Raw genomic sequence first — 15,668 nt, forward strand, 5'->3', positions numbered from 1 at the left:
TATATGGCACGGCATACTGCAATGCCGGAGCGTGAAGCGGGTGAGGCGCACGGCAAGAGCGCAGGCAACGAATGTGGGTCACGTGGTTGCCGTGTGAAGCGTAGGAACCGTTGGGGGCCCTCAGGCAGGTACAAGAATTAGCGGTGTGAGCCGCTTTCTTTTGCCTACTTTTCTTTGCGGCGGCAAAGAAAAGTAGGTGCCGCCCCGCACAGGGGCGACGCTTGAAGCACGCTAACAAAACGCGGATGCCAGCGCAGAGGCAAACCACAGACGCCAGCACAAAACCAAAAGCCCGCTATTTCTTCGACGCGCCGCCGCCACCAGCAACCGGCAGATCCGCACTAGTCGCCATCCACAAGACCTCAGCATCTTCTTCGCTGGTCGAGACGGCGGCATGCCCTGTTCGGCTATCGAAGTAAAGGCTGTCACCCGCATTCAGATGCGTAGGAGCATAAAGCTCCGAATACAGGCACACGCTGCCACTAATCACATACAAAAACTCTTCGCCCTCATGGCGACCCCAGTCATCGAATGCGTCGAGCGTGTGCGCGGTGATGCGGATGCGAAACGGCAACATCGCCTTGTGCGCGAGGTCCGTCGCCAGCAGTTCCATCTGATAGCCGCGATACGCGTGACGCTGACCCGCGTCCTTGCGCGTAAGCGCGCGCCGTCCACTCGCGTTGACTTTCGGCGTCGAGCCGAACAGTTCGCCCAGATCGATCTTCAGACCCACGACGATTTTTTGCAGCACGTCGAAGGTCGGCGACATCAGGCCGTTTTCGATCTTCGACAGCGTGGAGCGCGATACGCCGCACAGGCGGCTGGCCGTTTCGAGCGTCAGGTCATGCGCGAGCCGCGCGGCGCGCACGCGGCGGCCGAGGTCCGACGTCGAGCTTTCCGGCGACTTGGTGAGCGAGGTATCCATGGGCGTAAATGACTATGCAGCGTGATGCTTTCAGTGTTTCCGATCATAACATCGGCCTGTTTGCGGACCGCCGCGCGGGCGGCGCGGCGCGCAGTCGAAGCAAGCGGATTTCCGATCTGAAACGCACCCGCAGAGTGTGCCTGATGAAGCCTCGCGCTGAAAAGCGCCACGCATACAAACTCGGGAAAACCCTCATTTTCCCCTCATTTCGGCGTTTCACCGGTTCGCGCAAGTTCATGTCGCAACGCCGCTTGTCGCCATAAATGACGGCGTGTATAGTTTCCGAACTTACTTTTGTTTCGTATCGGAAATCAAGGGAATCCAGATGAACGCATCGAGCATCCTTGCCGATCTCGGCATTGCAGACGCAGCGCAAGCGGGCGACATCGCCGTCCATTCGCCCATCACGGGCGAACTCATTGGCCGCGTGGCCAGCCAGTCGGCGGCGCAAGTCGATACAGTGCTGGCCAACGCGAAACAGGCATTCGAGCAATGGCGCAATGTGCCCGCGCCGCGCCGCGGCGAACTCGTCCGCCTGCTCGGCCAGCGTCTGCGCGAGAAGAAGCAGGCGCTCGGCAGCATCATCACGCTGGAGACGGGCAAGATTCTGCAGGAAGGCCTCGGCGAAGTGCAGGAAATGATCGACATCTGCGACTTCGCGGTCGGCCTGTCGCGCCAGCTATACGGCCTCACGATCGCTTCGGAGCGCCCCGGCCACCGGATGGCCGAATCGTGGCACCCCATGGGCACCTGCGTCGTGATCTCGGCGTTCAATTTCCCGGCAGCCGTGTGGTCGTGGAATGCGGCGCTCGCGCTCGTGTGCGGCAATGCCGTGGTCTGGAAGCCGTCGGAGAAAACGCCGTTGACGGCGCTTGCCGTCAACCAGATTCTCAACGAAGCACTGAAGGAATTCGGTGATGCGCCCGCGGGCCTCACGGCCGTCGTCAACGGCGGTCGCGATGTCGGCGCGAAGCTGGTCGCGGACCCGCGTGCGTCAATCGTCAGCGCGACGGGCAGCACGGAAATGGGCCGCACGGTCGGCGTCGAAGTGGCGAAGCGCTTCGGCCGGTCGCTGCTCGAACTCGGCGGCAATAACGCGGGCATCGTCGCGCAGACGGCTGACCAGGAACTGGCGCTGCGCGGCATCCTGTTCTCGGCGGTCGGCACTGCCGGGCAGCGCTGCACGTCGCTGCGTCGCCTGTTCGTGCATGACAGCGTGTACGAGCAAACGGTCGAGCGTCTGAAGCAGCTTTATGCAAAGGTGCCGATCGGCAATCCGCTCGAAAAGGGTACGCTGATGGGACCGCTGATCGACAAGCAGTCGTTCGCGCGCATGCAGGAATCGCTGCAACAGGCAGCGGCGGAAGGCGGCAAGGTGTTCGGCGGCGAACGCGTCGAAGTGAAGGGCTATGAAAACGGCTACTACGTGCGCCCCGCGCTGGTCGAAATGCCGTCGCAAACGGACGTCGTGCTGAAGGAGACCTTCGCGCCGATTCTCTACGTGCTGCGTTACTCGGATTTCAACGACGCAATCGCGGCGAACAACGCGGCGCATCACGGGCTGTCGTCGTGCGTGTTCACGACGGACCTGCGCGAAGCCGAGCGCTTCACGTCGGATTCAGGCAGCGATTGCGGCATCGCAAACGTGAACATCGGGCCGAGCGGCGCGGAAATCGGCGGCGCGTTCGGCGGCGAGAAGGAAACGGGCGGCGGTCGCGAGTCCGGCTCGGACGCGTGGAAAGCGTACATGCGGCGCGCGACGAACACCGTCAACTATTCGTCGGCGCTGCCGCTGGCGCAAGGCATCGACTTCAATATCGGCTGATGCTTCGGCGCGGCGTGTGCGGGCTTTGCAGTTCATGACGCGCCGCGCTTTCTTCGATCAACCCGCTTAACGTTTCCAACCTGTCGCGGGCATTCGTTGCCCGCCGACCCGCTTCGTCTGGAGTGGCCTGTGAGTTCGAAAGTCGTCGTTGTCGGTGGAGGCGTGATCGGCAGTTCGATCGCGTATTTCTTGCGTCTGTCGGACCCGACGGTCAGTGTCACCGTGATCGAGCGCGATCCGACTTATGCGCGCTCGTCGTCGGCGTTGTCGGCGGCGTCGATCCGGCAGCAGTTCTCCACGCCGCTCTCTATTCAGATGTCGCTGTTCGGCATTGAGTTTCTGCGAACCATTGGCGAGCGTCTGGAGATCGACGGCGCGAAGCCTTCCATCGACTTGCACGAAGGCGGTTATCTCTTTCTCGCGACGCCTTCGGGCGAAGCGACGCTGCGCGAGAATCATGCGCTGCAACAGCGTCTCGGCGCCGACATCACGTTGCTCGACAAGCCTACATTGGCCGCGCGCTTTCCGTGGCTCAACACCGACGACCTGAGCGCGGGCGCATTCGGCGAGACGGGCGAGGGCTGGTTCGACGGTTACGGGCTCGTGCAGGCTTTGCGCAAGAAAGCGCAGGCGCTCGGCGCGCGCTATGTCGCCGATGACGTGACGGCGCTGCATCGCGAAGGGCGGCGCGTCACGCATGTCGTGACATCACGCGGCGAGACTTTTCCGTGCGATGTCGTCGTGAACGCGGCGGGTGCGTGGGCACGGCGGGTGGCGTCGATGGCGGGTATCGAACTGCCTGTGTTCGCGCGACGCCGCAGCATCTTCAACGTCAGCTCGCCAGCGAAGCTTGAACACGCTCCGTTGCTGATCGATCCGACGGGCGTGTACTTTCGTCCCGAAGGCACGTCGTATATCTGCGGCACATCGCCGTCGCCCAGCAACGATCCCGACGACCTGCCGCTCGACGAAGTCGATCACGCATTGTTCGACGACGTGATCTGGCCGACGCTCGCGCATCGCGTGCCGCAATTCGAGGCGCTGCGCGTCGAGCATTGCTGGTCCGGCTACTACGAATACAACGTGCTGGATCAGAACGCGATCATTGGACATCACCCGGATGTCGACAATTGCATCTTTGCCAACGGGTTCAGCGGCCACGGGTTGCAGCAAGGACCCGCGACCGGGCGCGGTGTCAGCGAACTCATCCTGCACAACCAGTACGTGACGCTCGATCTCTCTTCGCTCGGCTTTGCGCGCGTGCTGGAGAACCGGCCGATCGTCGAGAAAAACGTCGTGTGAGCGAGGCCGCCAGTTAGCTGCCGACGCGTTCCTTTTGCGCCTCTGCTTGCTGGCGAATGCCGTTGCGTTGATCGGCCGTCCAGTATTCAGTGCGCACGCCGATCTGTTCAGACACGAACGGGCCGCCGCGCGTCGCGCGATAATGCGCGAGCGCCTTGTAGACGAGGCGTTGCCCGACCAGCACGATCGGCACGTTGAGCAGCACCATCACGATGTTCATCAGATCGGACAGCGCCCATAGATTGGGCAGTTCGAGTCCGGCCAGCACGGTCAGCGCGCCGAACGGCACGAACACCAGCGAGCCCACCACACGAATCCCCGTGATGAAAGCGCGGCTGCGCGAAATGAAGTTCGCCGAGATCTCCGCGAACGAAATCATCCCTAGCAGCGTGGTAAAGGCGAACAGGCCATAGCACACGCACATCACGATTTTGACCGCCTGCGCGACCGACGCGGGCACGAGCGTCTGCACTGAAGCCAGATAGACCGTGATCTTCGACGCGCGCACCGATTCCCACGCCTGACCATCGACGGTGCCCGTCCACACATGTGCCATCACGACGATAAAACCCGTCATCGTGCAGATGACCATCGTGTCGAAAAACACGCCGAGACTTTGCACGAAGCCCTGTTCGCACGGGTGATCGTTATCGGCGATAGCGGCTGCCATCGTGATCGTCCCTTGCCCCGCTTCGTTCGACATCAGCCCGCGCTTGACGCCTTGCGCAAGCGCAGTGCCGATCGCGCCGCCGAACAGCGCATGCGGCGCGAATGCACCGACGATCACCTCGTGAAAGAAGTACGGAATCAGCGGCAGGTTGATCAGGATAATGACCAGCGACATCAGGCAGAACAGCGCGGCCTTGATGGGGACGAGCACGTCGGTGTATGCGGTCACGCGGCGGATGCCGCCCATGATGATGAACGAGCACGCGACGATCAGGCATGCCGCGATCGCGTAGTACACCGTCGACTGACGCGCGAGGTGCGTGCCCGTGACGGTATCGGCGATCGTGCCGATCGCGGTGAACACGTTGAAGGTTTGTGGCGGCACGTTGAACAGCGCATACACGATGAACACCAGCGACAGAAACGTGCCGACGATGCGCCGGTCGCCGAGTACCCGGCGCCCATAAAACGGCAAGCCGCCGACGAACTCGTCGTGCTTGCGTTCCTTGAAAAGCTGCGCGAGCGTGGACTCCATGAAGGCCGTGGCCATGCCGAAGAACGCGGCCACCCACATCCAGAACAACGCGCCCGGTCCGCCGACGGAAATCGCACCCGTGATGCCGACGATATTGCCCGGCCCCGCGCGCATCGCCAGTCCGAGCATGAACGACGCGAGTGCGCTGACGCCCGTATTCGACGACTGCCGGCGCAACATGATGCGCACGATCTTGCCGACGTTCATCGTCTGGATGAAGCGTGTGCGGATCGAGAAGTGGATGCCGACGCCGACCAGCAACAGGATCGCGAACGGGAATTGCCCGAGCACGGGAATTTGCGACCAGGCTTTGAAGTTGGTGGGAAAGTCCCAGAGGAAATCCGAGATGGGTGCAATGAAGGCAAAGAATGCGTTCACGGATTGGAAAAGATTTTCCACGCGGCTTTCCTCTCAGGCGTCGACCTGTCTTGAGCAGGCGTTTTGAATTCGGGATATGCAGGGACGGACGGCAGGCATCGAAGTGTGTGATGCTGCCGTTGCGGGTCGCCATTATACGGACCTGTTGCACGCCTGCCGACGCGCTTGCGATGAGTCAACGAACGTGCTTCTGATGAGCGATCTGTTGCGGATCGGATGGCTAGAGCAGTTGTCTTAACAGCGTCAATGGGGCCGCGCCCGGCATCCAGACATGCGAGACGACAAACCACGCGCCTACCCAGGACGCGGCGACGACGATCAGATCGCAATGCCCGCTGTTCCAGAGCTTCAACGAGTGACGACCAAGAATCCATGGCACGCCGAGCGGATTCGGCCAGTCGGCCAGCAGATGCATCACCCCACCGCATGCAAAGCCAAATGCGACAGCAGCCGCGGGATGATGCGCCATCGTGTGCCACGAGAAGAACAGTGCCGCGAGCCAGCCGAGTCCCCAATGCGTCGCCGTGCGATGCGTGATCCACAGACGTTTGCTGCGCGACCACCACGCCACTTCGAGCCAGTCCGGCGCAGTCGCGCCCGCGACGCCCGCCACGAACGCGAGCCACGCCCATACGTGAAATGGACCTTGCCATCCATGATGCGCGGCCAGTGCCGCCGCGATGACGCCGGCCGCCCAGCCTGTCGCGTGATGTGCCTTGCTCGATGCCATTGAAGTCGCGCGACGATCAAGGTCGCGGTGAAACGCGGGCGGCCATTCTTGCAGAAGCCCAGGCAAAAAAATAGCCCGCGACATGCGCGGGCTACGGCTGTACGTGACGCCGTTACGAAGACTTACACATCAGGTCGTGCAACGTGCGATCGCGAAGCGCATTTCCTCTTCGGGCGGATCGTCGCCCGAGCCGCGTATGACCTTGATGACGGAGCCGCCGTTCGAAGGCGTCAGCGTGATGAAGTACGAACCGTTCGACGATGAGCCAACGGTCAGATCGGTCACGCCGTTGTTCTTCGATACGTGTACGCGCGACAGACGGCTGTCGAGGCAACGTGCGATGTCCGACGCGGGCCGCGCCGACGATGCATACACCATCGGTTGGGTTGAAGCGCTGGCGTCGGGGCCGTGCGACGAGCCACACGCGGCGAGAAGGGCGATGGGGGCGAGAAGGATGAGTCGTTTCATGGTTGTGTCGTCGGCGTCTCCGTGCTGCGGGGTACGTGGGCGCAAGCGAAGCGCAAGGCTTCGCGACGAAACCGCTTTGCGTCGCCACGCTCATTCGGTGATTGAACTTCGAATGAAATGTGAACAACTGCAAACACGGCTTTGGCCGGAGTATACCGACGCAAGCGGGATGCGCATGCGTATCGTGTTAGAAATTAATTCGAAGCGGATCGTGGATCATGAGGTGCGTCGTCTAGAAGCGATTCCTGTACGCGAGTCCGAGCGTCGTGCCGCGCGCCGTGCGCTGGTACATGATCGCCCAGTGCGCCAGCGCCGCGCCCGTCAGCGCACCGAGCGCGTCGGCTGCAAGGTCCTTGTAGGAGAAACCATCGGTGCGGCAGGTGCCGTCGAACACTTCCTTCGCGAGACCCGGCACGGTGCCGATCAACGTCCCGTAGACGACGGGATGTTGCGTGTCGCGCGCGAGGTACGCGCCCAGCGCCCCGAATGGCGCCGATACGGCGAAGTGGGTGAGCTTGTCACTGCCTGTCCAGCTATCCGAAGACTGCACTCGCCAGCCGCCACGCGAGCCGCTGCAATCGAGTGTCGCGTGCGCGGCCGAACTGGCCGCCAGCATCAGGGCGAGGATGCTCGCCTGTTTGATCGTCGTCGTCATATGCTCTCCGATTTTTTTATTGAGTCGCGCTCGTTCTGTCAGAAATTTCTGGCGCGTTTAAGCATTTAACGACAGACAGAATCAAATCATTAGTAAACCGAAGGAAAAGTGTCAACGAATGTGTCAGGACGCGTACGTGCGCGATCGCGTGCGCGCAGCGAGCATAAGAAAACGCGCGCGTCAGACAGCACGCGCGCGTTTTTCACGGAAGACACCGGCAGCCGGTGCGGATCGTCATCCGATCCGGCCGCCTGTGGCGTCGTCGCTATAGAGCTTGGAAGCGAGCTTAGAAGCGGTGACGCAGGCCGACAGCCACAGCCGTCTGGTTTTGCGTCGACGACGGCGTCAGCGTGTTGATCGCTGCGACGTTCGCACCGAAGTTGCCGAGTTCGCCCGAAGCGTGCTGGTACACGCCTTCCAGGTACACGTCGGTGCGCTTGCTCAACGAGTAGTCGCCTTGCAGCGAAACCGTGTGCCACTTCGGCGAGCCGTCGCCGTTCGAACCCGAAACCTTGCCGTCCGTGAACGTGTACGCAGCTGCCAGGCTCAGTGCCGGCGTCAGCGCGTAGCGGCCGTTGACTTCATAGTTGTCCAGGTGCAGGTTCGTGCCCGAGATGCCGTTGATGAACGTGCCACCGACATTCGCGCTCTGCAGGTTGTCCAGTTGCGAGTGCGTGTACACAAGGCCGACGGTCGCCGGGCCGTACGTGTAGTTCGCGCCGACGCCGTACGTGCGTTGCGTTTGCGCTGCCAGTTGCGCTGCGCCGCCCGCACCTGCCGAGATCGCGCCGTTCGTGTTGTTGCTGCCCGAGTTGTTCAGTTGCAGGTAAGCGGCTGCGACGTTCAGCGGACCGTTCTTATACGAAGCGCCCGCGCTCCATGCCCGGTTGTCAGCGAAGCCGTTAGCTTCGTTCGAGAAGCCATACAGGCCGCCGAACTGCAGACCTGCGAAGTTCGGGCTCGCGTACTTGACCGAGTTCTTGACCGAGAACGAGTTGTCGAGGTTGTCGTTGTCGAACGGGTGGCCGGCCAGGTTGTTGCCGAAGCCCGAACCCGCTGCCGACAGCGGCGCGAGGTAGTCGACCATCGAGTCATACTGACGGCCGAGGGTCACCGTGCCGTACTGGTTGCTTTGCAGACCGACGTACGCCTGACGGTTGAACAACGTGTTGTTTTCCTTGAGGCTGCCGTTGTTCAGGTTGAAGCCGCTTTCCAACGTGAAGATGGCGTGCAGGCCGTTACCGAGGTCTTCGCTGCCGCGCAGGCCGAAGTACGTGTCCGAAACCGAGCCGCTGCCTTGTTGCCAGTTGCTGTGGCCAGCCTGGTTGTTCGTGTAGATGAGGCCTGCGTCCAGCGTGCCGTACAGGGTAACGCTGCTTTGCGCGTGGGCCGTTGCTGCGGTGGCGCCGAGAATGCCCGCGACGATAAGGGTTTTTTTCATGCTTTATTACTCCGAGACTTTGCGTGGAGACCGTAATACGGAACACGCGCTGCAATGCGTGCCGTCGATCCGGAGCGAAGTGTATTACCGATACTCGCCGGCTTACTTTCATCTCGCGCAACAATGCTTTCCGAAAAACGGAATAGACGGATTAACGTCGCTAAGTATTTTGGTTTTAAAGGTTTTTTTGAAATCGACGCGGGCCGGGTGAGGTGTTGTCAATTGTCGCATTGTTGCAGTAGCGCGACGGTGACAGCCAGAAGTCAGCCGGGTTAACCCGTTGAAAACCGTTTCCGCGGGCTTTTGCAAGCCTCGATTAGTGCGATTTTTGGAAAGGTACTCTTCCATCTAACGGTCTCGTCGACGCCGGATGCTGCTTATACAATTCGGCTTACCCCTTGACCAAGGGTTGTCTTTTTCATCTGTTTTTATGCGGCCTTCGGGCCGCTTTTTTTTGCCTTTAATCAAGGCAAAACAGTTCGATGAAATAGCGATCAATAGATTATTTCGTAAATCGATATCTAATTAGATTGAACTTTTTCATATTCGCACGATAAGCCATCTTTTGTTGGCCATTGGTTATAGGCGTGCGTCTGCCCGATTTTGTGGCGGCGCGCCCGGGTAAAATGGAGGTTTCGCGCCGCAGGCTCTGTGCGGCGCCCGACGAACCCGAACCCTCTCTGCAATGACCGATACGCCTCTCACCGAACCCGACGCCGACAACGCGTCCGAAGCCCTGCATGAAGACCGTCTGTGGCGCGACAACGGCTGGACCGCACGCGTCAAAAAGAACGAAGACGACGACGGCTGGGCTGTCGAGATGATCAAGGACGGCGAGGCCGAGCCCGCGCTGGTGGGCCCGTGGACGATGGGCCGCGACAAGAAGAATCCGAAGCCGCTGGACACGGGCGCATTCAACACGCTCGTGAAGACGGCTTCGGAAGTGCTGCGCCGGCATGAACAGCAACTGCACGCGCAGTTGCATAAGCGGATGGCAGTGGAGTCCGGCGACGCCACCATCGAAATCACGCTCGATATCGTCCCCGACGAGGACGATCCCTATGCAATGCTCACCGCGTTCGATTCCTTCGGCGAGCAACTCGCGCAAGTGAAGGTCGCGCCGAACTTCAAGCTCAGCAGGGCGAGCGCGGCGTCGTGGGTCGAGAACGAGTTTCGTCGGCCGGGCTGACGCGGCTTATACCCTACAGTTAGCGGCTCAGGCGGGCTTGTTAAGTTCCGTCTTGATGCGCTCCGCCAGCGCGCGCAGTTCGTCGAGATCGGCGCGCTCGGCGGCGTGAATCTTCAACGGAATGCCGTCGTGGCGCGGAATCACGTGAAAATGCACGTGCGGCACGGTCTGGCCGGACGCCGCGCCGTTCAGTTGCGCGATCATCATTCCCGGCGGGTTGAGCGCGGCCTTCACGGCAATCGCAACCTTGCGTGCGGTGCGGATCGCGGCGGCCGCCGCGTCTTCCGACAATTCGAACAGCTCGGCGGCGGGCTCTTTCGGCAGAACCAGCACGTGGCCTTCGGCCTGCGGCATGATGTCCATCATCGCAACGGTGTGCTCGTCCTCATAGATGCGGATAGACGGCAATTCGTCACGCAGGATGCGGGCAAACGGGTTCTGCTGATCGTAGGGCATGAGAGGCTCCGGTGGTCAGGCGCATTGGCCTTGCGTCGAAGGCCGTGCATGAATGGTCCGAGGATTTTAGCCGACGCGCTTTCAAGCGATGTGCCGCGCACGCGCGAGTGTCGGTGCATCGATCGGCAACGCGAGTCGAACTTCCTTTCGTGGCAAGCACTTGCGTGTGGTGTGCTCAGCTTGTCCACATCCTTGTCACGAAAATCTGTGGACAAGCAGGATGCGGTTCGCCGCGCTCGCGCGTTTGCCTGTTACATGCAACGCGGTTAAGTCGAGTTGTATCAAGCACTTGCCGATCTGGTGCGCAGGATACTCACAGGCTTGTGAACAAAAACTGTGGACAACCTTGGGCCGTGTCCGCGCGTCGGAGAAGCGCGTACGAGCGACGCGACGTAGATGCATCGAGCGCAATCTGAGTTGCGTCAATGACTTGCGTCGGTATTGCTCAGGTTACTCACAGGCTTGTCACCAAAAACTGTGGACAAGAACACAGGCTCGCGCGCGTCAAAAGCCATCGATCCGCGAATGTGAGCGCCCTCGCATGCACTACACACATTCCGAGCCACATCAATGACTTGGCGCGGTCGTGCGCAGGATACTCACAGGCTTACCCACGAAAAGTGTTGATAACTAGCGTGTGTGCGTCGGCCTTAACGAAGGCGCTCAACTGCGCTTGCAGAAAATCGCCGTCACATGAGGCGCGACACGATGAACAATGGCGGTGCTCCCCGCAGCGGTGACGGCCGTCTGAACCTTTTCGTCGCTGCCCCAGACGACTGCGCCATACGCCGACTTCGCGAGCGGCTCGCCGCTGCCGGCGCGAAAGATCGGATCGTCCTGTTCATAACCGACCACAGCGAACACGCTGAAACCATACGCATCCAGACTCGCGCTGCGCACCGGGCGGAACGCGTTGATCGAATTGCTTTCGACGCGCATCGGTTTCGGATCGATCAGCTGTTGCGCGGCGAGATCGGCGATGAACTTGTGCGCCGATTGGTCGCACGCGAGCGCGGAATCGAGCGATGCGGCGCGCGCGGCGAGCGGCAGCACCGAAAGCAGCATGGCGATGAGGGCAGAGCGGACAAAAAGCTGTTTCATGTTTTTGAAGAACATCCGCATGAGCGCGGACGGACAGAGAAGCAAAAAAATGCGCGGCGTACCGCGACGTTCGACGACAAACGGGCCGCGAAAATGGTTAGAAAGACCCGGTAACATCGGCGCGACCGGCAGGCACTCTACCTGCGTTCGGAAAAACCTGCTGTCAGGGCGTGTACGAGTAGGTCTTTGAAAAGCAACAGAATTGTGCGCGACTAAGGCAAGAAAACGCGATCCCGTATATATTTCCGGGTTATGACTTCGCAATCACACCCTCCCCGGGACGTTCCGCCGCCCAGAATGTGGGACGCCCGGCTTGCCCGGCGGCTCATCATGCCGCTCGTCGATACGCCCGTTACGCCCAATCACCTGACGACCGTGCGCCTGCTGATCGGTCTCGCAGGCGGCCTGGCGTTGGCGCGCGGCGGATTCGCGTGGACCAACGTCGGCGCGTTTCTGATCGTGCTGTCCAACTTCGTCGATCACACTGATGGCGAGCTTGCACGCGTCAGCGGCAAGACGAGCCGCATCGGTCATTTTTACGACCTTGCATGCGACGCGCTCGTGACGGTGCTGCTGTTCGGCGGCATGGGCTACGGCATGACGTCGGCGCAGGTCGGCAATCTGATCGGGCTGGCCGTGCCGCCGTTCCTGCTTGGTACGATCGCGGGCATCGCGGTTGCGCTGATTTTCTTCCTGCGCATGCGCATCGAGGAAATGGCGGGCAAGATGGGTACGAAGCAGGCGTCCGTCGGCGGCTTCGAAACCGAGGATGTGCTTTATCTGCTGCCGCTCGTCACGCTGACGGGCGGCGTCGCACCGTTTCTCGTGGCTGCGTCGATCGGCGCGCCGTTATTTGCTGCGTACGTGGTGATCGATTACCGGCGCGTCGTGCGCCGTGCTCGCCCGGCGCAAAAAGACAGTCAAGCGTTGGTGAGTTGATGAGTGTGCCCGCAGAAGAAAACCTGATTGCAACCAACCCGATGGAACCCGCTGCCGGCCTCGCGCCGGCTTCTGCCGTTTCTGGGGCTGCTGCTTCGAGCGGCGTGCCCGATGCGGATCGCGCTGTCGCGAGCCGCGTCCGCACGTTCGACAATGCGCAACTGCGCAAGGACTTCGACGACCAGAGCGCGTTTCTGTACCTCGAAGATTTCCTCGCGCCTGAAGTCACGGCGCAACTGGTCGCCGCGGCACGCGGGCTGCTGCCCGAAGTGAACCGCAACTATCTGCCGGGACACAAGCAGGGCGGCAGCGTCAGCCGCCATACGATCGATCGCCTGGCGCCGTTCATCGCGCAGTTGTATCGCTCGAAAGAGCTGATCGGCTTCCTCGAGCACCTGACGGGCGACAAGCTGCTGCTGTCGCCGGCCGACGATCCGCACGCGTACGCGCTCTACTACTACACGAAGCCGGGCGATCATATCGGCTGGCACTACGACACGTCTTACTACGACGGCCGGCGCTATACGCTGCTGCTCGGCGTGATCGACGAATCGTCGTGCCGTCTCGATTACGAGCTGCACACGCGCGACCCGAACAAGGCGGACCTGCCGGGCTCGGTGCAGATCCCGCCGGGCGGTCTCGTGTTCTTCGACGGCGACAAGCTGCGCCACCGCATCACGCCTGCGCTCGAAAACGAAATGCGCGTCTCGCTGACGTTCGAGTACGTCACCGATCCGAACATGCGCCCGTGGCGCCGCGTGATCTCGAATCTGAAGGACGCGATTGCGTACTTCGGCTTCCGTCAGGTGTTCAGCCAGTTCGCGCGCCGTAACGCCAAAGGAGAAGGCGCGTGACGCGTGCCGCCGTAATCCTGCTGACGATCGGCGGCGGGCTGTTCGTCGCGCTGCTCGCATGGCAGGGCTTCGGCTCGGTCGTCTCGACGCTGATGGCGGCCGGCTGGGGTCTTGCAGTCGTCGCAGCGTTCCATCTGCTGCCGCTCGTGCTCGATGCGGGCGCAATCTCCGTGATGTTCGACAGGCGCCGCAAGGAAGTCACCGAACTCGATGCGGTGTTCGCGCGCTGGATCGGCGAATCGGTGAACAGCCTGTTGCCGGCTGGTCAGATCGGCGGGCCTGTGATGATGGTGCGCCAGTTGTCGCAACGCGGGTTGCGCATGCGCGACGCCGCGGCCGCGATCACCGTCAGCACCACGTTGCAGGCGCTTGCGCAGATCGTTTTCGCGATGCTCGGCTTGCTGCTGTTCGGCGCGTCGGCTGCGCACGGCGCGATGCAGGACTTGCAGACGGCGGCGCTGATCGCGACGGGCGTATTGGCGGCGATGATCGTCGGCTTCTATATGGCGCAGCGGCGCGGCCTGTTCGGCAAGGCGCTGCGCGTCGTGTCGAAGGTATTCGGCAAGCGCGACTGGTCGGCGTTGACCACGCGCGCCGATGCCGTCGATGTCGCCGTACGCGAACTGTACGACCAGCGCGGCAAGGTTGCGGCGAGCTTCGCACTGAGCCTTGCGGGCTGGATCATCGGTACGGTGGAAGTGTGGCTGGCGCTGCGCTTCCTCGGCCATCCCGTTGGTTGGGTCGATGCGTTGCTGCTCGAAAGTCTGGGCCAGGCGATACGCGGCGCGGCTTTCGCGATTCCCGGCTCGCTTGGCATCCAGGAAGGCGGTTATCTGCTGCTCGCGCCGCTCGTCGGCCTGCCGCCCGAGGCGGCGTTGGCGTTGTCGCTGGTGAAGCGTGCGCGCGAGTTGCTGCTGGGTCTGCCGGGCCTGCTTTATCTGCATTTCAGCGAACGTAGCTGGCAGCGGCGGCGCGATTCGCGTCTGCCTGCTGTCGATTGATTTTTTTAGAAAGGACCGCGAATGCGCGCCATCATTCTTGCTGCAGGTCTTGGCCTGCGTCTCCAGCAACCTGTTGGAGAACAGTTTCCCAAATGCCTGCTGCGTTTCGACGGCGTGACCTTGCTTGAGCGTCATTTGCAGATGCTCGATGCTGCGGGCGTCACTGACGTCGTGCTGGCGCTTGGCTTTCAGCCGGAACTGGTCGAAGCCGAACTGGAGCGGATCGAGTGGCCGCACAAGGTCGAGATCAGGTTGAACCCGCGTTTCGATCTTGGCAGTGTGCTGACGGTGCATACCGTTGCGGATGCGATGACGAGCGGCGGCGACGTGCTGCTGATGGACGCTGATGTGCTGTATGACGAGCGTATCTTGAGCGCCCTCGTTGCCGGCGAGCATGCTAATCGCTTGTTGATCGATCGTGATTTTGAGGCTGGCGATGAGCCCGTCAAGTTGTGTCTGAAGGATGGCGTGCCGGTTGAGTTGCGCAAGCAACTGGCTGTTGGGCTTGAGTACGACACGATTGGTGAGTCGGTTGGGTTCTTCCGTCTGCGTGAAGAGACGGCAAAGCGATTTGCCGAGATCGTTGCGGGATATGTTGATAGCGGGCGCGCGAATATGCCTCATGAAGAGGCTGTGCGGGATTTGCTGCTTGAGCGGAGTCATGTGTTTGATACCGCCGATGTCACCGGCGCGCCGTGGATCGAGATCGATTTTCCGAATGATGTTAAGCGGGCGGCGGCCGAAATTCTTCCTATGCTGCAGCCGATGGTGGGGGCTGGGCGGTAAGGGTTCGGTTTTTTTGATGTCTGCGACGCTGGGTGGTTTGCTTGTGTTTTGCGTTGGCATCCGCGATTACGTTAGCTGGCTTCACGCGTTGCCCCTGTGCGGGGCGGCACCTACTTTTCTTTGCCGCCGCAAAGAAAAGTAGGCAAAAGAAAGCGGCTAACACCGCCAACATTTCTCATTGCCTGAGGGCCCCCAAAGGGTCTTACGCTTCACACGGCAACGTCTCTGTTGGCGCGTGTTGCCAACTCTTCGAATAAACGCCTCACCTGCTTCAAACTCCCGTACAAAGGCCAGCGGCAGCGAATGGTATGTGCCGCCCAGGTGGCAAACTGTGTGTAGGCTGTCGCGTCGTACAGGGTTGCGCTCTTACAGGGTGGGACGCCTGCGCTATCGGTCCGAAGTGAGGCATGCGAG

Annotated in this window: 16 protein-coding genes; 8 read left to right on the forward strand and 8 right to left on the reverse strand. The window is 61.4% G+C overall.

Annotated elements, in window-relative coordinates:
* Positions 1-295: 295 nt before the first annotated feature.
* On the reverse strand, positions 296-925 hold the full coding sequence (locus tag BLT65_RS33625; RefSeq protein WP_042309912.1) for a helix-turn-helix domain-containing protein: 630 nt from the start codon (positions 923-925) through the stop codon (positions 296-298).
* A gap of 8 nt (positions 926-933) precedes the next feature.
* On the opposite strand from BLT65_RS33625, the gene BLT65_RS33630 reads away from it, so the two are divergent.
* The 3 genes from BLT65_RS33630 (at position 934) to BLT65_RS33640 (ending at position 4,052) form a co-directional block, all read left to right on the forward strand.
* Positions 934-1,188, forward strand: a complete 255-nt coding sequence (locus BLT65_RS33630; protein ID WP_091786347.1) for a hypothetical protein — start codon at positions 934-936, stop codon at positions 1,186-1,188.
* Between the two features lie 62 nt (positions 1,189-1,250).
* A complete protein-coding gene (gene amaB / locus BLT65_RS33635; protein ID WP_091786349.1) occupies positions 1,251-2,750 on the forward strand; it encodes an L-piperidine-6-carboxylate dehydrogenase in 1,500 nt (499 codons plus the stop codon).
* Positions 2,751-2,879: 129 nt separating this feature from the next.
* Entirely contained in the window at positions 2,880-4,052 is a 1,173-nt protein-coding gene (locus BLT65_RS33640; protein WP_091786352.1) for an NAD(P)/FAD-dependent oxidoreductase, read from the forward strand.
* A gap of 13 nt (positions 4,053-4,065) precedes the next feature.
* Here BLT65_RS33640 and BLT65_RS33645 read toward each other — a convergent pair whose 3' ends face one another.
* The 5 genes from BLT65_RS33645 to BLT65_RS33665 form a co-directional block, all read right to left on the reverse strand.
* Positions 4,066-5,655, reverse strand: coding sequence for an alanine/glycine:cation symporter family protein (locus BLT65_RS33645; RefSeq protein WP_091786355.1), 1,590 nt, complete (start codon positions 5,653-5,655; stop codon positions 4,066-4,068).
* A gap of 199 nt (positions 5,656-5,854) precedes the next feature.
* A complete protein-coding gene (locus BLT65_RS33650; RefSeq protein WP_091786358.1) occupies positions 5,855-6,364 on the reverse strand; it encodes a metal-dependent hydrolase in 510 nt (169 codons plus the stop codon).
* Between the two features lie 129 nt (positions 6,365-6,493).
* Positions 6,494-6,832: a sugar ABC transporter ATPase gene (locus tag BLT65_RS33655; protein WP_091786361.1), complete on the reverse strand. Its 339-nt coding sequence runs from the start codon at positions 6,830-6,832 to the stop codon at positions 6,494-6,496.
* 232 nt (positions 6,833-7,064) lie between these two features.
* Entirely contained in the window at positions 7,065-7,487 is a 423-nt protein-coding gene (locus BLT65_RS33660) for a YfiM family lipoprotein (protein ID WP_091786364.1), read from the reverse strand.
* A gap of 286 nt (positions 7,488-7,773) precedes the next feature.
* Complete coding sequence (locus BLT65_RS33665) at positions 7,774-8,928, reverse strand: porin (protein WP_091786367.1); 1,155 nt, start codon at positions 8,926-8,928, stop codon at positions 7,774-7,776.
* Positions 8,929-9,613: 685 nt separating this feature from the next.
* Between BLT65_RS33665 and BLT65_RS33670 the strand changes: the two genes are divergently transcribed.
* Positions 9,614-10,117, forward strand: coding sequence for a hypothetical protein (locus BLT65_RS33670; RefSeq protein ID WP_042309895.1), 504 nt, complete (start codon positions 9,614-9,616; stop codon positions 10,115-10,117).
* Positions 10,118-10,144: 27 nt separating this feature from the next.
* Here BLT65_RS33670 and BLT65_RS33675 read toward each other — a convergent pair whose 3' ends face one another.
* Together BLT65_RS33675 and BLT65_RS33680 are read right to left on the reverse strand one after the other, a co-directional pair.
* On the reverse strand, positions 10,145-10,573 hold the full coding sequence (locus BLT65_RS33675; protein ID WP_042309893.1) for an HIT family protein: 429 nt from the start codon (positions 10,571-10,573) through the stop codon (positions 10,145-10,147).
* A gap of 663 nt (positions 10,574-11,236) precedes the next feature.
* On the reverse strand, positions 11,237-11,674 hold the full coding sequence (locus tag BLT65_RS33680) for a hypothetical protein (protein ID WP_208545845.1): 438 nt from the start codon (positions 11,672-11,674) through the stop codon (positions 11,237-11,239).
* A 252-nt stretch (positions 11,675-11,926) separates the two neighbouring features.
* Here BLT65_RS33680 and BLT65_RS33685 point away from each other — a divergent pair, with 252 nt between their 5' ends.
* From BLT65_RS33685 to BLT65_RS33700, 4 genes are read left to right on the forward strand one after another with little or no spacing between them, the layout of a single operon-like run.
* A complete protein-coding gene (locus tag BLT65_RS33685; RefSeq protein WP_091786371.1) occupies positions 11,927-12,613 on the forward strand; it encodes a CDP-alcohol phosphatidyltransferase family protein in 687 nt (228 codons plus the stop codon).
* Entirely contained in the window at positions 12,613-13,467 is an 855-nt protein-coding gene (locus BLT65_RS33690) for a HalD/BesD family halogenase (RefSeq protein ID WP_091786374.1), read from the forward strand. The genes BLT65_RS33685 and BLT65_RS33690 overlap by 1 nt, the downstream gene beginning before the upstream one ends.
* Complete coding sequence (locus tag BLT65_RS33695; protein WP_091786377.1) at positions 13,464-14,468, forward strand: flippase-like domain-containing protein; 1,005 nt, start codon at positions 13,464-13,466, stop codon at positions 14,466-14,468. The genes BLT65_RS33690 and BLT65_RS33695 overlap by 4 nt, the downstream gene beginning before the upstream one ends.
* A gap of 21 nt (positions 14,469-14,489) precedes the next feature.
* Positions 14,490-15,254, forward strand: coding sequence for a phosphocholine cytidylyltransferase family protein (locus tag BLT65_RS33700; protein ID WP_007746268.1), 765 nt, complete (start codon positions 14,490-14,492; stop codon positions 15,252-15,254).
* The last annotated feature ends 414 nt before the right edge of the window (positions 15,255-15,668 follow it).

The sequence above is a fragment of the Paraburkholderia steynii genome, from assembly GCF_900100565.1.
Taxonomy (GTDB): Bacteria; Pseudomonadota; Gammaproteobacteria; order Burkholderiales; family Burkholderiaceae; genus Paraburkholderia; species Paraburkholderia terrae.